At 72.9% G+C, this 19,722-nt stretch carries 15 protein-coding genes and 1 pseudogene; 5 read left to right on the top strand and 11 right to left on the bottom strand.

Annotated elements, in window-relative coordinates; all coding sequences use genetic code 11:
- Window positions 1–36: 36 nt before the first annotated feature.
- Window positions 37–1,509 (bottom strand): FadR/GntR family transcriptional regulator, encoded by a 1,473-nt coding sequence (locus ACIQVL_RS31005; RefSeq protein WP_403438814.1) that lies wholly within the window; start codon window positions 1,507–1,509, stop codon window positions 37–39.
- A gap of 193 nt (window positions 1,510–1,702) precedes the next feature.
- Between ACIQVL_RS31005 and ACIQVL_RS31000 the strand changes: the two genes are divergently transcribed.
- The 3 genes from ACIQVL_RS31000 (at window position 1,703) to ACIQVL_RS30990 (ending at window position 5,363) form a co-directional block, all read left to right on the top strand.
- On the top strand, window positions 1,703–2,902 hold the full coding sequence (locus ACIQVL_RS31000; RefSeq protein WP_403476978.1) for an acyl-CoA dehydrogenase family protein: 1,200 nt from the start codon (window positions 1,703–1,705) through the stop codon (window positions 2,900–2,902).
- A gap of 147 nt (window positions 2,903–3,049) precedes the next feature.
- Entirely contained in the window at window positions 3,050–4,291 is a 1,242-nt protein-coding gene (locus ACIQVL_RS30995; RefSeq protein ID WP_403476977.1) for a cytochrome P450, read from the top strand.
- 28 nt (window positions 4,292–4,319) lie between these two features.
- On the top strand, window positions 4,320–5,363 hold the full coding sequence (locus ACIQVL_RS30990; protein WP_403476976.1) for a zinc-binding dehydrogenase: 1,044 nt from the start codon (window positions 4,320–4,322) through the stop codon (window positions 5,361–5,363).
- 27 nt (window positions 5,364–5,390) lie between these two features.
- Here ACIQVL_RS30990 and ACIQVL_RS30985 read toward each other — a convergent pair whose 3' ends face one another.
- From ACIQVL_RS30985 to ACIQVL_RS30940, 10 genes and pseudogenes are all read right to left on the bottom strand, one after another.
- Window positions 5,391–7,028 (bottom strand): thiolase C-terminal domain-containing protein, encoded by a 1,638-nt coding sequence (locus ACIQVL_RS30985; protein ID WP_403476975.1) that lies wholly within the window; start codon window positions 7,026–7,028, stop codon window positions 5,391–5,393.
- Window positions 7,025–8,167, bottom strand: coding sequence for a thiolase family protein (locus ACIQVL_RS30980; protein WP_403438823.1), 1,143 nt, complete (start codon window positions 8,165–8,167; stop codon window positions 7,025–7,027). Before ACIQVL_RS30980 ends, ACIQVL_RS30985 begins: the two co-directional genes overlap by 4 nt.
- A gap of 37 nt (window positions 8,168–8,204) precedes the next feature.
- Window positions 8,205–9,320 (bottom strand): annotated as a pseudogene (locus ACIQVL_RS30975) (CaiB/BaiF CoA transferase family protein); the annotation flags it as partial.
- Window positions 9,321–9,640: 320 nt separating this feature from the next.
- Window positions 9,641–10,405 (bottom strand): crotonase/enoyl-CoA hydratase family protein, encoded by a 765-nt coding sequence (locus tag ACIQVL_RS30970; RefSeq protein ID WP_403476974.1) that lies wholly within the window; start codon window positions 10,403–10,405, stop codon window positions 9,641–9,643.
- 2 nt (window positions 10,406–10,407) lie between these two features.
- Window positions 10,408–11,664 carry a MaoC family dehydratase N-terminal domain-containing protein gene (locus ACIQVL_RS30965; protein WP_403476973.1) on the bottom strand — a complete coding sequence of 419 codons (1,257 nt, stop codon included), beginning with the start codon at window positions 11,662–11,664 and terminating at the stop codon, window positions 10,408–10,410.
- The gene (locus ACIQVL_RS30960; RefSeq protein ID WP_403438830.1) at window positions 11,661–13,160 is read right to left on the bottom strand and encodes a class I adenylate-forming enzyme family protein; all 1,500 of its coding nucleotides are present in this window, start codon (window positions 13,158–13,160) and stop codon (window positions 11,661–11,663) included. Before ACIQVL_RS30960 ends, ACIQVL_RS30965 begins: the two co-directional genes overlap by 4 nt.
- Entirely contained in the window at window positions 13,147–14,325 is a 1,179-nt protein-coding gene (locus ACIQVL_RS30955) for an acyl-CoA dehydrogenase family protein (protein ID WP_403476972.1), read from the bottom strand. Before ACIQVL_RS30955 ends, ACIQVL_RS30960 begins: the two co-directional genes overlap by 14 nt.
- A gap of 20 nt (window positions 14,326–14,345) precedes the next feature.
- Window positions 14,346–14,819 (bottom strand): VOC family protein, encoded by a 474-nt coding sequence (locus tag ACIQVL_RS30950; protein WP_403476971.1) that lies wholly within the window; start codon window positions 14,817–14,819, stop codon window positions 14,346–14,348.
- Between the two features lie 7 nt (window positions 14,820–14,826).
- Entirely contained in the window at window positions 14,827–16,029 is a 1,203-nt protein-coding gene (locus ACIQVL_RS30945; RefSeq protein WP_403476970.1) for a cytochrome P450, read from the bottom strand.
- 133 nt (window positions 16,030–16,162) lie between these two features.
- A complete protein-coding gene (locus ACIQVL_RS30940) occupies window positions 16,163–17,395 on the bottom strand; it encodes a CaiB/BaiF CoA transferase family protein (RefSeq protein WP_403476969.1) in 1,233 nt (410 codons plus the stop codon).
- A 98-nt stretch (window positions 17,396–17,493) separates the two neighbouring features.
- On the opposite strand from ACIQVL_RS30940, the gene ACIQVL_RS30935 reads away from it, so the two are divergent.
- Both ACIQVL_RS30935 and ACIQVL_RS30930 read left to right on the top strand, forming a co-directional pair.
- Window positions 17,494–18,813, top strand: coding sequence for an acyl-CoA dehydrogenase family protein (locus ACIQVL_RS30935; RefSeq protein WP_403476968.1), 1,320 nt, complete (start codon window positions 17,494–17,496; stop codon window positions 18,811–18,813).
- Window positions 18,810–19,601, top strand: a complete 792-nt coding sequence (locus tag ACIQVL_RS30930) for an SDR family NAD(P)-dependent oxidoreductase (protein WP_403476967.1) — start codon at window positions 18,810–18,812, stop codon at window positions 19,599–19,601. Before ACIQVL_RS30935 ends, ACIQVL_RS30930 begins: the two co-directional genes overlap by 4 nt.
- Window positions 19,602–19,722: the final 121 nt, after the last annotated feature.

Raw genomic sequence — 19,722 nt, 5'->3', positions numbered from 1 at the left:
AAGCCGTGCGGGGCACAGGTAATCAGTGTCACTAAGTCAGTGCCACCAGGGGATCAGCGCGTCCAGGTGGCGGCGCATCCGGTGGCGGGCCACGCCGGCGTCGCCCTGCACGATCGCGTCGAGGATGCGCTGGTGGACCTGCTGGACCTCGTCGGCCGCCGTGTCACCGGGCAGCGGCCGGTCGTGCCCGGAGGCGTGCCGGCGGAACAGTTCGGTGATGATGGCGAGGAACAGCGACAGCACCGGATTGTCGGCCAGGGCCGCCAGTTCGGAGTGGAACAGGTCGGCCTTGCGAGGCGCGGCGGCAGGACCCTCGACGGTCCAGCGGACGGCCTTGCCCAGCCGCTCGGCGACCTCCGGGTCACCCCCGGCGTGCCGGGCGGTCACCCGGGCGACGATGCCGAGTTCGACGGCGTTGCGGACGATCCGCAGGTCGTCGGCGGTGACGCCCTGGTATTCGAGGAAGAGGGCCATCGTGTCGATGCTGGCCTGCGGCTCGGGTTCGGTGACGACCAGGCCACCGCCGGGGCCGCGCCGCATCCGGGCGACCGAGTGGTACTCCAGGAGCCGTACGGCCTCGCGCAGGACGGCCCGGCTGATCTCGTAGCGGGCCAGCAGGTCCGGCTCCGAACCGAGGACCATGCCGATCTGCCAGCCGCGCGCGGCGATGTCGTCGTGGATCCGGGAGGCCACCACCTCGGCGAGCTTGGCTCGCGGCCCCTCGACCAGTTCGGGCTCGACCACGTTCCCCGAGATCCGTCCGCCGCGGCGCACCCGGTGCTTCTCGATCCAGCCGGCCACCGACTCCAGGTGCGCCGTCAGCTCGGTCTGCGCGCGGGCCCCGTCGTCGGCGACGACGGCGTCGACGACGGCGCGGTGCTCGCGGTGCGAGGTCTCCTTCGCCGCGTGCATCTCCGCCTTGGAGATCCGGCGCGAGGTGTGGGCGTAGCGGGCGGTGAGGCGGGTGAGGACGTCGATGAACAGGTGCAGTACCGGGTTGCCTGACAACTGGCCGAGCACCGGGTGCAGGGGGTCCTGGGAGTGGACGGACGGGTCGTCCCAGTGGTCGCGTTCGGAGTCGAGGGTGGCGCGGAGGGTGGCGATGCCCTCCTCGGTGATGCGGTCGGCGGCGAGGCCCGCGGCGATCGGTTCGAGCAGTCGGCGGGCCTGGAGCAGGTCGGTGACGCTGGTGCCGACGTATTCGAGGTAGATCACCATGGCCCGGGTCGCCGGGCCCGCGTCGGGGGCGCAGACGAGCAGGCCGCCGCCGGGGCCGCGCCGCATCCGGGCGACCTGGTGGTGCTCGACCAGGCGCACCGCCTCGCGCAGCACCGCCCGGCTCACCCCGAGCTGTTCGCGCAGGTCCACCTCGGAGCCCAGCGACTCGCCGACGGGCCAGCCCCGGCGGATCACGGTCGCCTCGATGCGCTGCGCGGTCTGCGCGGCCAGCTTGCCGACCGGGGCGTCGGTCTCGCCGTCGGCGGGCTCGCGGTCGACGGCAGTCGCCATGGGCCAACTCCTCTGCGGAATCATTGCGGATCCCCAGTCTATTCGGCACCGGGTCAGGAACCCCCGGACCGGCCGCCCGACGCCGAGATCGGGCCACTGATTTCAGTACCGGCCCTTGGCAACCGGCCCCAAGGCATGTTTAGAGTACCCTCATTTCGAGATCGCTTGCGTGAGGACCGAGGAGCCGGCGGCGATGCGACTGGAACCCACACCCGAACTGGAGGCCTTCCGCGGCAAGGTGCGCGCCTTCGTGGCCGAGCACGCGCCGGGCGTCAAGGCGCACGCCGGGGTGCGCGCACCCGAACCGGAGCTGATGCCGGCGATCCGGGCCTGGACCGCGCGACTGTACGAGGCGGGGCTGCTCGGCATCGACTGGCCCGCCGAGTACGGCGGGCGGCCCGACGCGCACCCGCTGGAACCGTCGGTCGTCGCCGAGGAGATCGCCCGCGCCCGCTCCTGGGCCCCGGTCGGCGCCGCCCCACTGGCCTCGGCGGCGCTCGTCGAGTTCGGCACCGACGCCCAGCGGGCGCGGTTCCTGCCCCGCATCCGCTCCTGCGACGACGTCTGGTGCCAGCTGTTCAGCGAGCCCGAGGCGGGCAGCGACCTGGCGTCCCTGCGCACCCGGGCCCGGCGGGAGGACGAGGGCGGTGACGCGGTGTTCGTCGTCGACGGCCAGAAGGTGTGGACGACCAACGGCCAGCACGCGGACATGGGTTACCTGCTGGCGCGCACCGACGCCGACGCGCCGAAGCACCACGGCATCACGGCCTTCGCGCTGGACATGCGCAGCCCGGGGGTCGAGGTGCGGCCGCTGCGCGAGCTCACCGGGACCACCGACTTCAACGAGGTCTTCCTGGACGGCGTCCGGATCCCGGCGGCGAACGTCATCGGCCGGGTGGACGACGGCTGGCGGGTGGCGATGAGCAGCCTTGCCCGGGAGCGGTCCGGGGTGGCCGCACGCGGCGTCGAACTGATCGCCGCACTGGAGGACCTGGTACGGCTCGCGGAGGAGGTACCGGCCGGCGGCCGGCCCGCGCTCGACGACGCCGCCACCCGCCAGGAGATCGGCGGACTCGCCGCCCGGGTGCAGGTGAACGCCGCGCTGATCGCCCTCGCGCAGTCGCGGATGCTGCACGGCACCGAGGGACCCGCGGACGCCCTGCTGGGCAAGGTCTTCTTCAGCGAACTCAACCACGACCTGGCCGACTTCGGCCTGCGCCTGCAGGGCACCGACGGCCTGCTCACCGAGGACGATCCGGCGGCGCTCGCGGCGGGCTGGTGGCAGGACGCCCACCTGTACTCGCGGGCGTACACGATCGCGGGCGGGGCGAACGAGGTGCTGCGGACACAGATCGCCGAGCGAGGCCTGGGGATGCCCCGGGAACCCCGCTGACCTGGCCGAACACCCGACCACCGGGCCAGGCTCGCTTCAAATAGACCGGACGGTCGATATCCCACATGAGCGTGTTCGCGATATTGATTGTACCGACCGGTCCACGTAAGGTGCCCTCAATGGTGATGCCGAGAGAGCGAGGGAACCATGACCGAGAGCATCGCCGGGACCGATGCCGCCACGGAGCTGCCGGAGTTTCCGACGCCCCGATCCGGTCAGTGCCCGTTCGCGCCCCCTCCGGGCCTGCTGGCGCTGCACGAGACGGACAAGGACGTCGTACGCGTCCGGACCTGGGACGGCACCACGCCGTGGCTCGTCACCTCGCACGCCGCGCAGCGCGAGCTGATGACCGACCCGCGGCTCAGCGCGAACATCGGTGCCCCCGGCTACCCGCACACCACCGAGGCCATGAAGGCCCATGCAGCCGAGATCCAGCCGTCGATCAACAACACCGACGGCGCCGAGCACACCCGCTGGCGCCGGATGCTGACCAATTCGTTCACCCGGCACCGGATGGAGAAGCTCCGCCCGGAGATCCAGCAGATCACCGACGACCTCATCGACAGGATGCTGGCCGGGCCCAACCCCGTCGACCTCAACGAGGCGCTGTCCCTGCCGCTGCCGTCGCTCATGATCTGCGCGCTCCTCGGCGTCCCGTACGAGGACCACGACTTCTTCCAGGAGCACGCCGGGGTCACCAACGCCCGCTTCAAGACCCCCGAGGAGGCGGCCCGGTCGATCGTGGAGGTGCGCCGGTACATCGCCGGGCTCATCGAGGCCAAGATGGACGACCCCGGTGAGGACGTCCTCTCCGACCTCGGCGCGCGGATCAAGGAGGGGGTGCTCTCCATGGAGGAGGCCGCCCCGCTCGGGCACATCCTGCTCGTCGCCGGCCACGACACCAGCGCCAACATGATCACCCTGGGTACCGCGCTGCTGCTGCAGCACCCCGACCAGCTCGCGGCACTGCGGGAGAACCAGGACGACCCGAAGTACGTGACGAAGGCCGTCGAGGAACTCCTGCGCTACCTGACCATCCCGCACCTGCTGGCGCGGCGCGCGGTGCTGGACGACATCGAGATCGACGGGGAGACCATCCGCGCCGGCGAGGGTGTCATCGCCTCGCTGCCGGCGGCCAACTGGGACCCCGAGGCGTTCCCGGAGCCCGGCCGGCTCGACCTGACCCGTACCGCGGCGCACCACCACGCCTTCGGCTGGGGTCCGCACCAGTGCGTCGGCCAGCAGCTGGCCCGCATCGAACTGCACGTCGTGTTCAGCACGCTGTTCCGCCGCATCCCGGCCCTGCGGCTCGCGGTCGACGTCTCGGAGCTGAAGTTCAAGGAGGACTCCCAGGCGTACGGCATCTACGAGCTGCCCGTCGCCTGGTGACCGGCGTCCCGGGGAAGGAGACAGCCACATGGCCACGATGAAATCCGTCCGGACCGGCGCGAAGAACACGGTCGAGGTCGTGGAGTCCGAGCGTCCGGTGCCCGGCCCCAGGGACGTGGTGGTCAGGATCCGCGCCTGCGGGATCTGCGGCACCGACACGTTCTTCGTCCAGGCGGGTGGCACCCCGTACAACGCCGACGGCTCGGTGGAGCCGCTGCTGCTCGGACACGAACCGGCCGGCGAGATCGTGCAGCTGGGCGCCGAGGTCACCGGGCTGAAGGTCGGCGACCGGGTGGTGGTCAACCCGCAGGGCGTGCCCTCGGGGATCATCGGGTGCGGCGGCGCACACGGCGGGATGAGCGAGTACCTGCTGCTGGAGGAGGCGGAGCTCGGCCGTACCCTCGCCGTCTTCCCGGACACCGTGCCCTTCGCCGTCGCCGCGCTCAACGAGCCGATGGCGGTCGCCCGGCACTGCGTCAACCGGTCCGGAGCACGGCCCGGCGACAAGGTCGTGGTCTTCGGTGCCGGGCCCATCGGCCTGGGCGTCACCATCTGGCTGAAGCTGCGCGGGGTCGGGCACGTGGTCGTCGCCGACGTCATCCCCGAGCGGCTGCAGACCGCGCTGGCCGTCGGCGCCGACGCGGTGATCGACTCCGGCACCGAGGACGTCACCGCACGGCTGACCGCACTGCACGGCGAGGCGCCCAACGCGCTGGGCCAGCCGCGTGCCGGCACCGACGTCTACATCGACGCCGCCGGTGTCGCCGCCGTCCTCAACACCACCGTCGACGCCGCCAGATGGGGCGCGAAGCTGGTGATGGTCGCCGTGCAGAAGCCGTCCGAGGCGATCGACCTCGGCGGGATGCTGCGCAGCGAGCTGACCCTCATCGCCTCGCAGGGGTATCCGACCGAGATCTTCGAGGTGACGGCGGAACTCGCCGAGCACCAGGAGCGGTTCGCCCGGCTGATCAGTCACCGGGTGCCGTTCGCCGAGGTGGACCGGGCCTTCGAGCTGGCGCTGACTCCGGGCGCTGCCGAGAAGGTCGTCGTCACCTACGACGACGAGGCGTGAGCGGGTGCTGCTGCGGACGGCGAGGTCCTACTCCGCCGTCCGCAGCAGCATCGCTCCGGACGGCACTCCCCCGCCCGCCGTGACCACCGCGACACGGGCGCCCTGGACCTGGCGGCCCGGGGCGTCCCCACGCAGTTGCAGCATGGCCTCGCGGACGAAGCCGTAGCCGTGCAGGCGGCCGGCGGAGAGCTGCCCGCCGTGCGGGTTCAGCGGGAGCCGTCCGTCCAGGGCGATGGTCTTGCCGTCGCCGATGAAGTCGGTCGCCTCGCCCGGCCCGCAGAAGCCGAGGCCCTCCAGCCAGGACAGGGCGTTGAAGGTGAACCCGTCGTAGAGCAGGGCCACGTCGACGTCCGCCGGGGTGAGGTCGGTGCGGGTCCACAGGTGCGCGGCGGGGCCGCGGGACTGCGGCAGGTGGGTGAGGGTGTCCTGGTCCCAGCTGAGCCGTTCCAGGACCGCGGTGCCGACTGACTCCACCAGGACCGGCGGCCGGGGCCGGTCGTGGGCGGTCTCGATCGCGGAGACGACGACGGCCACCGCTCCGTCGCAGGGTACGTCGCAGTCGTAGAGCCCGAACGGGGTCGTGATCATGCGGGCGTCGAAGTAGTCGTCGAGGGTCATCGGGTCGCGGTGCAGGGCCTCCGGGTTGCGTCCGGCGTTCGTCCGCGCGGTGACCGCGATCGCGCCGAGGGCCTCGCGGCCGACACCGTACCGGTGCAGGTAGTGCGAGGCGTGGCAGCCGATCCACTGGGCGGCCGACATCGCTCCGAAGGGGGCCCGGAACTCGAACATGCCGGTGGCCCGGCCGCCGCCGGACTGCCACCGCCCGGCGCGCACCAGGGCGCCGTGGGAGGACTCCCACACCGTGCGGAAGCAGAGCACGTGCCGGCAGAGGCCGGCCGCGACCGCGAGCATGCCGGCGGTGATCGAGCCGATCTGGCCGGGCACTTCACGGGCGCCGTTGACCCAGGTGGGGCGCAGCTGGAGGGCTTCGGTGAGGGCGGTGACGCCGCCTTCGCTCATGCCGTCGGGGCTGGGCCCCGGGTAGGTGGAGAGCCCGTCGATCTCGTCGAGGTCGAGGCCCGCGTCCGCGACCGCGGCCAGGCAGGCGTCGACGGTCAGGGAGAGCGGGTCGACCATCAGGCGGCGGCCCACGCGTGACTGGCCGACACCGGTCAGGGCGACCCTGTCCTCGTACTTCCGCGGGGAGGCCATGGGACGGGCGCGCACCTCGCGCGGTCGCGGCAGCGGGCCGGGGCCCTCGGCCTCCGGGTCCGGCTCGAACAGCGGGAGATGCACGTCGCCGTGGTGCTCGAAGCGGACCCGGACGCGCAGGCCGACCTTCACCTCGTCCGGCGCGCAGCCCACGATGTTGGTGGTCAGGCGGGCCCGGTCGTCCTCGGCGAGGGCGACCACCGCGACGACGTACGGCGGCGGGAAGTCGGGCAGCCAGGTCTGGTGGTTGACGCTGAAGCCGACCACGACCGCCCTGCCGGAGACCGGGGCGAGGGCCACGGCACGGCCGCGGCACGACGGGCACACCGGCAGCGGCGGATGGAAGTACCGGTCGCAGTCGGCGCAGTGCGGGATCCGCAGCACGCCGTCGGCGCCGGAGGCCCAGAACCCGGCGCTGGCGAGGGTGGGTTGGGGCAGCGGACGGATCGTCACAGCAGCTCGACGATGGTCGCGTTGGCCGTGCCGCCGCCCTCGCACATGGTCTGGAGGCCGTAGCGGAGGTTCTCGCGGCGCATCCGGGCCAGCAGCCGGGTCATCAGGATGGCGCCGGAGCCGCCGAGCGGGTGTCCGACGGCGATCGCCCCGCCCAGCGGGTTGAGCCGCTCCGGGTCGGCGCCGGTCTCGGCGAGCCACGCCAACGGCACCGGTGCGAAGGCCTCGTTGACCTCGTAGGCGCCGATGTCGCCGAGGGAGAGCCCGGAGCGGCGCAGCACCTTCTCAGTGGCGGGGACCGGGCCGAGGAGCATGGTGATCGGGTCGGCGCCGCTGACCGCTCCGCTGTGGTAGCGGGCGATCGGGGTGAGGCCGAGGGCGCGGGCCCGCTCGGGGGTGGTGACGAGGAGGGCGGCGGCCCCGTCGGAGATCTGGGAGGAGTTGCCGGCGTGGATCACGCCGTCCTCCTGGAACGACGGCTTGAGCCGGGCCAGTGTCCCGGGCGAGGTGCCCCGCCGCAGCCCCTCGTCCGTGGCGAACTTGGTGCCCTCGACGTCGATCGGCACGAGGTGGTCGTCGAAGACGCCCGCGTCGATCGCCGCGGCGGCCTTCGCGTGCGACTCGGAGGCGAACTCGTCGAGGCGGGCCCGGCTGAACCCGTACCGTTCGGCTATCAGTTCGGCGCCGATGCCCTGGCTGAACTCGGCACCGCCGTAGCGGGCGATGGCGGCGGGACCGTACGGCTGCCCCGTCGTGCGGTGCGAGCCCAGCGGCACCCTGCTCATGGTCTCGACGCCGCCCGCGACCACCAGGTCGTACTGGCCGGCCATGACGGCGTGCGCGGCCTGGTCGACGGCCTGCTGGCTGGAACCGCAGGCCCGGTTCACCGTGACGGCCGGGACGTGCTCGGGCCAGTCCGCGGCGAGCACCGCGAACCGGCCGACGTTGCTGGACTGGTCGCCGATCTGGGTGACACAGCCCCAGACCACGTCGTCCACGGTGCCGGGGTCGATGCCGGTGCGCCGCACCAGCGCCCTGAGCACCTCGGCCGACAGGTCCGCCGCGTGCACCGACGCCAGCGAGCCGTTGCGCTTGCCGATCGGGGTGCGTACGGCGTCGACGATGACGGCGTCTCGCATGTCAACTCCTAGGTCGGGTCGTCGGGGGGGGGTGAGTTCACTCGGGCGTGGGTTCACCAGGGAACGGCACGCCCCAGTCGCGGAACACGGCGCGGGTGTCGGCGCCGACGGGCGGTGCCGGGCGGCCGGGGCGGGCCGGGGTCGCCGAGAAGCGGGGGGCCGCGGCGGGCTGGAGCACGCCGTCGCGGGTGAACAGGCTGGCGCGGGCGGCCAGCTGGGGGTGGGAGGCCGCCTCGGTGAGGCTCAGGACGGGCGCCACGCAGGCGTCGGTGCCCTCGAACAGCGCCGCCCACTCGTCCCGGGTGCGCTCGGCGAAGCGCTCCGCCAGCAGCTCCCGCAGCCGCGGCCAGGCCGAGCGGTCGTGCTGCCGGTCCGGGTCCACCCCGAGGCCGAGCAGCTCCACCAGGCTGCGGTAGAACTTGGGCTCCAGCGCGCCGACGGCCATATGACGGCCGTCCTTCGTCTCGTACACGGCGTAGAAGGGCCAGCCGCCGTCGAACCGGTTGACGCCCCGCTCGTCACGCCACTCGTCGCGGGCGAGCTTGGCGAAGGTGCTGGCGAGCAGGTGGGCGGTGCCGTCGACGATCGCCGCGTCGACGACCTGCCCGGCGCCGGTGCGTGCTACGGCGTGCAGCGCGGCCAGTACCCCGATCACGAGGTAGCAGCCGCCGCCCCCGAAGTCGCCGACGAGGTTCAGCGGGATCCGCGGCGGGCCGCCCGCCTCGCCGATGGCGCCGAGCGCGCCGGTCACCGCGATGTAGGTGAGGTCGTGTCCGGCCGCGGCGGCCAGGGGTCCGTCCTGGCCCCACCCGGTCATCCGGCCGTAGACCAGGCGGGGGTTGCGGGCCAGGCAGTCGTGCGGTCCGATGCCGAGCCGTTCGGTGACGCCGGGCCGGAACCCCTCGGTCAACACGTCGGCGTGCGCCACGAGTTGCAGCAGTGCCTCGGCCTCGGCGGGTCGCTTCAGGTCCAGTACGACCGACCGCTTGCCCCGGTCGAGCACGGCCGCCGGTCCGCCCGCGTCCGACTCGGCCTCCCGTCCGGGCCGGTCCACCCGGACGACCTCCGCGCCCAGGTCGGCGAGGAGCATACCGGCGAAGGGTCCCGGTCCGATCCCGCCGAGTTCGAGGACGCGGCAGCCTGCGAGCGGCCCGACCGCGCCGGCCGACGTCCCGTCGCGGCCGACGGCCCCGGTTGCGGTTGCGGTTGGGGCTTTGGCTTCGGCTTCGGCTTCGGCTTCAGCTCCGGCTCCAGCTCCGGCACCGGCACCGGCACCGGCACCGGCACCGGCTTCAGCTCCGGCTTCAGCTTCAGCTCCGGCTTCAGCTTCAGCTCCGGCTTCAGCTTCAGCTCCGGCTCCGGCTCCGGCTCCGGCTCCGGCTCCGGCTTCAGCTCCAGCTCCAGCTCCAGCTCCAGCTCCAGCTCCAGCTCCAGCTCCAGCTTCGGCTTCGGCTTCGGCTTCGGCAGTCATCGTCAGCGGCCCTTCCAGGCCGGCGCCCGCTTCTCCGCGAACGCCGCCGCCCCTTCGCGGGCGTCCTCGGACTGGAACACCGGCTCGGCGATGTCGAACTGCCTGCCCCATGCCTCGTCCAGGGTCCAGTCGGCGGTGGAGCGGGCGATCTGCTTCGTCGCCGCGACCGCCAGCGGGCCGTTCGCCGCGATGGTGGCCGCGAGTTCGAGGGCGCCCTCCAGCGCGCCGCCCTCCTCGGTGAGCCGGTTGACCAGGCCGTACGTGGCGGCGCGCGCGGCGCCGATCGGCCGGCCGGTCAGCAGCAGTTCGAGGGCGATGGCGTACGGGATGCGGCGCGGCAGGTGGAGTGCGGCGCCCGCGCGGGCGACCAGCGAGCGGGTCACCTCGGGTACACCGAGCCGGGCGGTGCGGGCGGCGACGACGAGATCGCAGGCCAGCAGCAGTTCGAAGCCGCCCGCCAGGGCCCAGCCCTCCACGGCGGCGACCAGCGGCTTGCGCGGCGGGGTCATGCTGATCCCGCACAGGCCGCGGCCCTCGATCGCGGGCGTCTCGCCGCGCAGCCACGCCTTGAGGTCCATGCCCGCCGAGAACGTGCCGCCCGCGCCGGTGAGCACGCCGACCCGCAGCTCGTCCGACTCGTCCAGTTCGTCGACCGCGGCCGCCACCCCCTCGGCCACCGCGGCGTCCAGCGCGTTCTTCACCGCGGGGCGGTTGATCGTGATGAGCTGCACCGCGCCTCGGCGCTCCACCAGTACCTCGTCGGACACGCCTACCTCCTCGGACGGTCGCCGGTCACGGCGAATCGGGTCAGTTCATGGGCGACCATGCCGTCGAGGTCCGCCGCGGGCGGTGCGGGGAGTTCGACGGGCCGGTCGCGGGTGGGCAGCAGGACGACGGCCGTGCCGGGCGTGGTGACCTCGCCCCGCTGGTTCTCGCAGCGCACCTCGATGTCGACCTCGGCGCGCCCGTCCGCCAGGCGTTTGCTGACGACCGTGCCGCGTACCCAGGTGGTGTCGCCGCGGTAGTTGAACCTGCGGTGCTCGCAGCGGAGCCGCCACAGCCAGCCGTCGTCGCCCATCCAGTCGGTGAGCAGATGGCACAGCCAGGTCTCGCGCATGCCGCCGTAGTCGTAGGGGGCCGGCAGGCCGAGTTCCCTGGCGCGTTCCGGCTCCCAGTGCAGCCGCTGCACGGTGTCGGGGACGTTCAGCGGGTTGGGCGGGTAGAGGCCGGGCGCCTTGCGCCGGACCCGCGCCGCGATCCCGAAGGCGCCGGGCGGGGTGAGCTGCATGCCCCAGCCCAGATGCCAGACGACCACGTCGGTGGTGGTCAGCGGCCCCTTCACCCGCGGCTGGAGCTCCTCGCCGATCTCGACGTCCTCCCAGTATCGCGGCTCGGCGCCGCGCCGGGTCTCGGCCGCGTAGGCGGCGTCGATCTCCGCCAACTGTGCTGCACTGTACGGCTGTTGTACGAGCTGTTCGGTGGCTCGCTGCTTGGAGGTGTGCCGCTCCGCGTTGATCCAGGTGCCCCGGCGCAGTGCGTGCATCTCGCCGCGCCCGTTGGCGTAGAGGTAGTCGTTGACGACGTGGGCGGTGCGGCCGCCGAAGCGGCTGGGTTTGAGGTCCACGCCCACCTGGGTCTGCAACACCCGGCAGCGGTCCCCGCGTTGCAGCGGGCACCACCACTCGAACTCCATCACCGCCTGGTAGGAGCCGAGTCCGGCGAAGGGGTCGCCCCTGAGGAGCGCCTTCGTCCCGGGGTCGGGTGCCGGGGCGGCGTCCTCGCCCATCGTGTAGAGGAAGGTGGGCGGTGCGAGCAGGGTGCCCCAGCGGGTGCCGGCCGCGTAGTCGGGGTCGCAGTACAGGGGGTTGTCGTCGCCGTAGCCGTAGGCGAAGTGGCGGGCGGCGTCCCAGGTCACCTCGTAGTTGTGCGGGGGGTTGCGCTGGGGGCGGGGGACGCCGAGGCGGCGCCGGGAGCGTTCGACGGCCTCGTCGGTCAGGACGCCGAACCGCTCCTCGGTGTCCGTCATCGCTGTTCCTCCTTGCTCGCCAGCCGGGCCCGGACCAGGCCCAGCAGTTCCACCCGGCTGACCTTGCCCGAGGGGGTCCGGGGCAGTGCACCGAGGACGACGACGTGTGCGGGCACCTCGTAGGGGGTGAGCCGGGCGCGGCAGAGGGCGACGAGTTCGGCGGGGTCCGGTGCGGGCCGGGCCGGCTCGGGCTCGACCGCCGCGACCGGCACCTCGCCGAGCCGGGCGTCCGGCAGCCCGGCCACCGCCGCCTCCCGTACGGCCGGGTGCGACTCCAGGACGCGGCGGACCGTCTCCGGCCGCACCTTGAAGCCGCCGCGGATGATCGCGTCGTCCGCGCGGCCCTCGATCCAGACGAACCGGTCGGCGTCGATCCGGGCGAGGTCGCTGGTGCGCACCCACACCCGGCCGCCGTGCGTGCTCTGCTCGGTCCTGACCTCCAGGCGGCCGGTCCGGCCGACCGGCAGCTCGGCACCGTTCTCGCCGGTCACCCGCAGTTCGACGCCGTCGAAGGCGCGCCCGGCGCTGCCCGCCTTGCGCTGCCACCACCGTGCGTGCAGCGGCAGCGTCCAGCCGGCCACGGCTCCGGCGAACTCGGTCGCCCCGTAGGTCATCAGGACGGGCACGCCGTACGTGCGGAAGAACGCGTCGGCGAGTTCGGCCGGGCAGGGCGCGGTGCCGGAGGTGACGACCTGGAGGCTCGCCAGCCGCTCCTTCGGCACCCCGGCGTCGAGCACGGCGCGGATCGCGGCCGGGACCAGGCTCGCCGCCCGCAGCCCGTGCCGCTCCACCGCGTCGGCCCAGGGTTCGACGGCGAACCTGGGCATCAGCAGCATGCGGCGGCCGGTCGCGAGACAGGCGAGCGCCCGCCACAGGCCGCCGATGTGCACCAGCGGGCTGGACACGAGCGAGGCCGACGGCGACAGCAGGCGCTCCGCCTTCGGGGTCTGCCCGCCGGAGACGAGGGCCTGGTCGAGCTGGCCGATGCGCAGGTGGACGCGTTTCGGGGGGCCGGTGGTGCCGGAGGTGAGCATCTCCACGGCGACGCCGGGGTTGGCCGGGGCGCCGGCGGGGGCGGCGCCCCCGGCGGGCGTCAACGTGCCGTCCGGGCCGAGTCGAAGCGCCGCGCCGTGGGCGGTCACCGCCGCCGAGACGCCCGCGCGGGCCAGCGGTTCGGCACCGGCGACGACGACGGGCGGCGCGCAGCGGTCGACGTCGGCCGCGAGCCGCTCGGCGGGCTGCAGCGGGCTCAGCATCACCAGGCAGCGCCCGGAGGCGATCACCGCGGCGACGACGGCGACGTGCTCGGGCCGGTTCTCCAGTACGACGCCGACCCGGCCGCCGGGCGGCAGGCCCGCCTCGTCGAGGAGCGCCATGACACCGTTCGCGGTCTTCCGGACCTGTCCCCAGGTCCACCACTCGCCGTCGTACTCGATCGCCTCGGCCTCGGCGGCGGCTTCGCCCAGCAGCCGGGACAGACGGTCACGGATTCCCACGTGCTCGGCCTTTCGTCGCCTCGGGCGCGGAGATTCCGACCAGCCCGGCCAGCCGCCGGCGGTGCGCCGCCGGGCTGCCGAGGAGCTGCTCGGAGGACTTCGCGCGTCTCAGATGGAGGTGGGCGTCGTGCTCCCACGTGCAGCCGATGCCGCCGTGGATCTGGATGTTCTCCTTGGCCGCGTGGGTGTAGGCGTCCGCGCAGCAGACGGCGGCCACCGCGGCGGCCGCGGCCCGCTCCCGCCACTCCGGCGGGTCCGCCGCCGCCACGGACAGCGCGTGGTAGGCCGCCGATCGTGCCGCCTCGACCTTCACCAGTGTGTCGGCGCACTTGTGCTTGACCGCCTGGAAGGAGCCGACGGGCCGGCCGAACTGCACCCGGACCCTGGCGTACGCCACGGCCGCGTCCAGGCACGCCTGTGCTCCACCTGCCTGTTCGGCGGCGAGGGCCACCGCCGCGAGGTCGGTCACCCGGCGCAGGTACCCGGCCGCGGCGTCCGCGTCCTCCGGGCCGACCGCCTGTGCCGGGGCGCCGTCGAGGTCGATCCGGGCCAGGCGCCGGGTCGGGTCGAGCGTCTCCAGCCGAGTGCGGGTCACCCCGGGTGCCGTGCCCTCGACGGCGAACAGCCGGGGGCCGGTCGTCGTGCGGGCCACGACCAGGACGAGGTCGGCGCTGCGGCCGTCGACGACGAACATCTTCGTGCCCGACACCCGGTCGCGGGTACCGCCCCTGTCGGGTACGGCCTCGGCCCGCACGTCCTCGACGTGCCACGACCCGCTCTCCTCGGCCCACGCCAGCGTGCCGGTCAGCGAGCCGTCGGCGATCGCCGGCAGCCAGCGTGCCTTCGCCCTCTCGTCGCCGGAGACCACGAGTGCCTGGCCGGCCAGGGCGACGGTCGCGAAGTACGGGGAGGGCAACAGGGCCCGGCCCAGTTCCTCCAGGACCAGGCCCAGCTCGACGGGTCCGCCGCCGAGACCGCCGTACTCCTCGGGCAACGCAAGGCCGAGCAGGCCGAGTTCGTCCGCCATCCGCCGCCAGAGCGCCGGGTCGTGTCCGTCCGTGGACTCCATGGAGCGGCGCACTGCCTCGCTCGGCGCCTTGTCCGCGAGGAAGCGGCGCAGCGTCGCGCGGAGTTGCTCGTGCTCCTCGGTGAAGGTCGGTGCCACGGCCGTCCCGTCCCCGGCCGTCACCGGGGCGTCTTCGAACGCAGATAGGCGGCGAGGTCGGGGATGCGGGTGCGGTCCACGATCTCGATGCGGATGCCGGAGGGGGCCAGGTGGTAGGCGAAGACGGACGGTTCGCCGTCGATCACCGCGCAGGCTTCCAGGGCGAAGCCCGCCTCGGCCAGCCGCTTCGACGTCGTCGCCAGGTCGTCGCAGAAGTAGCCGAGGTGGTGGGTGGCGAGGTGGGCGGCGGCCGTCCACGGGGTGCCGGGGATCTCCTGGACGAGTTCGATGTGCGGGGCGTCCAGGGAGTAGGCATAGCGGAGGTTCAGCACCCGGTCGCCGCCGTCCGCCAGCCGTACCGGCAGGTCGGCGGACATGGTCTCGGTCCACCGGTACCCGGCGACCTCGCTCAGCCGGGCCTTCCAGGCGTCCACGCCGTCGACCACGATCCCGGTGTGGTAGAGGTCAGCCGCTCGCAGGGGGTGTGTCGGCACCGGCGCCTCACCACTCCAGCCGGAGCGACTTGATGCCGTACATGTTGCCGTGCTGCCACAGCTCCTGACCGGGGGCGAGCCGGTAGTCGGGGATGCGCCGGTGCCATTCCTCGACCGCCACGTTGAGTTCGAGGCGGGCGAGGTGCGAGCCGAGGCAGCGGTGCGGGCCGGAGCCGAACGCGATGTGGTTGGTGGCCTTGCGGTGCAGGTCCACCTCCAGCGGGTTCTCGTACCGCTCGGGGTCGCGGTTGGTGACCGCGAGCGGGAGCATCACCATCTCGCCCGCCTTCACCGGGCAGCCGCCGACCTCGACGTCCTGGGTCGCCTTGCGCGCCGGCACGACGAACGAGTAGACGCGCAGGATCTCCTCGACCCCGGTCGGGATCAGCGCGGGATCGGCGAGGATCTCGGCACGCTGCTCCGGGTGCGTGGCGAAGTGGTACAGCGCCCAGCCGATCGAGATGGGCACGGTGTCGAAGCCGGCCTGGAACATCAGGACGCAGAAGGCGTGCATGTCCCGGTCGTCGATGGGCTCGCCGTCGACGGTCCAGGTCATGGCGTGCGAGAGCAGGTCGTCCAGGGGTGTCCTGCGGCGCAGGGCGATCTGTTCCGCGAAGTACGCCGACACCTCCCGGGTGGCGGCCAGTTGGCGGGCGCCGTCCGGGTCCTCGGCGTGCGAGAGGTGCAGCAGTTCGCGGGTCCAGGCGAGGAAGGTGGGCAGGTCCTCCTCCGGCAGGCCCATCAGACGCATGAAGATCAGGGTCGGGAAGCGGCGCGCGAACTCGTCGAGCACGTCGGCGCCGTCCCGCCCGCCGAGCGCGTCGATCAGCTCCGCCGCGGTCCGGCGGACCTCAGGTTCACGGGCGGCCACGGCGCCCGGCGAGAAGTAGCGGCCGAGGAGGCGCCGCCACACGCTGTGGGTGGGCGGGTCCAGCATCTCGGGGATCCACAGGAACTTCGGGTCCGGTTCCAGCGCCGTCACCGACCTGCTGGAGAAGGTCCGCCAGTCCTGGAGCGCCTCCTGCACCGCCGGGCCGTCGGTGACGACCCAGAAACCGCGCGCGACGGTGCTGCGGAACCCGGTGTGGGTGCCGGCCATCTCGTCCCAGCGCTCCTGGTGGCTGAGGACCGGCCCGCCGAGCCGGTTGTCGAAGTGGTAGGCGGGCGTGCCCTCGTACGTCCCCTCGGACTCGTCGAGCGTCGTTCCCATCACGGCTCCTCTCGCCGTACGTCGGTCACGTCTCGTCGTCTCGCCGTACGTCGGTCACGTCTCGTCGTCCCGTCGTACGTCGGTCACGTCTCGTCGTCCCGTCGTACGTCGGTCACGTCTCGTCGTACGTCGGTCACGTGGCCGCGCCGTCGATCTTGAGCGCGATCAGCTCGTCGTCGCCGAGGCCGAGCGAGCGCAGGACCTCGTCGGTGTGCTCCGCGAACTGCGGTGCCCGGGTGAGGGCGGCCGGGGTCTCGTCGAACTGGACGGGGCTGGCGACCAGTTCGCGGTCGACGCCGTCGGCGTCCACGACGGGGGCGATGAGGCCGTTGGCCCGCAGGGCGGGATCCTGGCCCACCTCCCAGGCGTTCTGCACGGCCGACCACTGCCCCTCGCCCCGGGAGAGGATCTCCACCCACTGCGCGTACGGGCGGGAGGCGACGAGACCGGCGACGATCCCGGCGGCCTCGGCCGCGTTCGCCATCAGCTTCTCGGTGCTGTCGAACCGTTCGTCGCCGCCCAGTTCCTCGCGGCCGGCGAGCTTGCAGAACTCGGCCCAGTAGCGGCCCGGTTGCAGCATCGACAGTTCGATCCAGCGGCCGTCGGCGGTGCGGTAGGCGCCGACGAGCGGGTTGGTGGCCGAGCCGTGCCGGGGCTGGGTCTTCACCGGGAGCGGGCCGCCGGTCATCAGTGCCAGGTTGACGGTGAACTGGGTCGCCCAGGCGCCGACGCCGATCAGGGACACGTCCACGACGGACGGTTCGCCGGTGGTGGCCCGGGAGTAGAGGGCGGCGGCGATGCCGCCGGCGATGGTCATGCCGCCCATCGAGTCGCCGTAGGCGCCGGCCGGCATCCGGGTCAGGCGGTCGGCGCCGGGCGGGGTGACACCGGCGGCACTGCCGCCGCGCGCCCAGAAGGCCGTGCTGTCGTAGCCGCCCTTGCCGGCCTCTTCCCCGCGGATGCCGAAGCCGCTGCCCCGGACGTAGATGATGTCGGGGTTGACCGCCCGGACGTCGTCGAGGTCGATGCGGAGCCTGGCCCGCGCCTCGGGCAGGAAGTTGGTGAGGAACACGTCGCTGGAGCGGATCAGCTCCTCCAGCACGGGCCGCGCCGCGGGCTTCTCCAGGGCCAGGCCGACGCTGCGCTTCCCGCGGTTGGGTCCCTCCATGATCGGGAAGAACGACGAGCCCGCGCTGGCCGCCTCGTAGCCGAGCACCCGCACCAGGCCGCGCTGGGCGTCGCCGCGTTCGGCGTGTTCGATCTTGATCACGTCGGCACCCCAGTCGGCCAGCACGGCACCCGCCGCCGGGACGAAGGTGAACTGCGCGACTTCGAGCACCCGCACGCCCTCCATCGGCCTCTGCATCCGACCAGACCTCCCGATCCGCGCCATTGCGCATACCCAATTGGCCTCCTGCGCTTCGAGTATGGACCGAGGTCGCCGAAAAAGTATACTGTTTTGCCATGCTGGATTTCGCGATCGAACCTGACTTCCAGGCCAGGCTGGACTGGGCCGCCGCCTTCGTGCGCGAGGAGGTCGAGCCGCTCGACCTCCTCTTCCCGCACGGCGGCGACCCGTACGACACGGGCAACGAGAAGGCCCGCGCGATCCTCGGGCCGCTGCAGGAACGGGTACGGGAGCAGGGTCTGTGGGCCTGCCACCTGGGCCCCGAACTGGGCGGACCCGGCTACGGCCAGGTGCGGCTCGCCCTGCTCAACGAGATACTCGGCCGCTCCTACTGGGCGCCGACGGTCTTCGGCACCGCCGCCCCCGACACCGGGAACGCCGAGATCCTGGCGATGTTCGGCACCGAGGAGCAGAAGGCCGCCTACCTGCGGCCGCTGCTCGACGGCGAGATCGTCTCCACCTTCTCGATGACCGAGCCGCAGGCGGGCGCCGACCCCAAGGAGTTCACGTGCCGGGCCTGGCGGGACGGCGACGAGTGGGTGATCGAAGGGGAGAAGTGGTTCTCCTCCAACGCCCGGTACGCGGCCTTCCTCATCGTCATGGCCGTCACCGACCCGGACGCGCCCCCGCACCGGCGCATGTCGATGTTCATCGTGCCGTCGGGGACTCCCGGCATCGAGATCAAGCGCAACGTCGGCACGATGGACGAGCGTGAGAGCCTCGACGAGGGCATCCACGCCTACATCCGCTACCACCAGGTCCGCGTCCCGCTCGACGCCATGCTCGGCGGACCCGGCGAGGGCTTCGCGGTCGCCCAGGCCCGACTCGGCGGCGGTCGTGTCCATCACGCGATGCGCACGGTGGGCAAGTGCACGCGCGCCTTCGACATGATGTGCGAGCGCGCGCTGTCCCGCCGTACCCAGGGCACCCTGCTCGCCGACAAGCAGGCGGTGCAGCAGTTCATCGCGGACTCCTGGGTGGAGCTGCAGCAGTTCCGGCTGCTCGTGCTGCACACCGCCTGGATCATCGACACCCAGCCGCACGGCGCCGCCCGCACCCAGATCGCGATGTGCAAGGTGCAGACGGCGAAGGTGCTGCACGACATCGTCCAGCGGGCGGTGCATCTGCACGGCTCGCTCGGCACCACCGGCGAACTACCGCTCGCCAAGTGGTGGATGGCCGCCCCGAACCTCGCCCTCGCCGACGGCCCGACCGAGGTGCACCGCACCACCATCGCCAGGCAGCTGCTCAGGAACTACGCGCCGGCCGAGGGCCTGTTCCCGAGCGAGCACATCCCGCCGAAGCTTCAGGCGGCCCGCAAGCGGTACGCCCACATCATCGCGGACGACGGTCTCAGCGGCCGGGTGAACGCGTGAGCGGCGGGCGGGACTCGACCGGCCGCGACGCCAAGTCCAGCACCCCGGCCGACCTGTTCGACCTGTCCGGCCGGGTCGCGCTGGTCACCGGCGGCAGCCGGGGGCTGGGCCGGGAGATGGTGCGGGCCTTCGCCACCGCGGGCGCCGACGTGGTGGTCGCGAGCCGCAAGCTCGACGCGTGCGAGACGGTCGCGGCCGAGGTCCGCGACCTGGGCCGGCGCGCGCTGCCGGTCGCCGCGCACGTGGGCCGCTGGGACGACCTCGGCCGGCTCGCGGACCTCGCCTACGAGGAGTTCGGTCACGTCGACGTCCTCGTCAACAACGCCGGGATGTCCCCGCTGGCCCCCTCCTCGGCGGAGACCAGCGAGGAACTCTTCGACAAGGTGATCGGCGTCAACTTCAAGGGCCCGTTCCGGCTCGCCTCGCTGGTCGGGCAGCGGATGGCCGAGGGCGACGGCGGCTCGATCATCAACGTGTCGTCGTCCGGTGCGTTGTTCCCTCAGCCGCGGTTCGGCCCGTACGCCGGTGCGAAGGCCGCGCTCAACGCCCTGACGACCGTCTTCGCCCTGGAGTACGGCCCGACGGTCCGGGTCAACACGATCTCCGCGGGCCCGTTCCTGACGGACATCTCGAAGTCCTGGACGGAGGAGAAGAGGCAGAGCACGCGCAGCGCGGTGGGCCGGCCAGGGCGGCCGGAGGAGATCATCAGCACGGCGCTGTATCTGGCGAGCGACGCGTCGAGTTATACGACGGGGTCGCTGATCCGGGTGGATGGCGGGTTGTACTGAACAGTGCGGGTGGGTGGGGGTTGCTCGCGCAGTTCCCCGCGCCCCTAAAGGGGCGCACTGCAGTGCCCCTTTTTTTGGGGGCGCGGGGAACTGCGCGACCAGCCCCCACGCGCCCGCAGCC

This window comes from Streptomyces sp. NPDC090499, assembly GCF_044769305.1.
Lineage (GTDB): Bacteria > Actinomycetota > Actinomycetes > Streptomycetales > Streptomycetaceae > Streptomyces.
The sequence above is the reverse complement of the archived record's forward strand: the minus strand, read 5'-3'. Positions and strand labels throughout refer to the sequence as shown.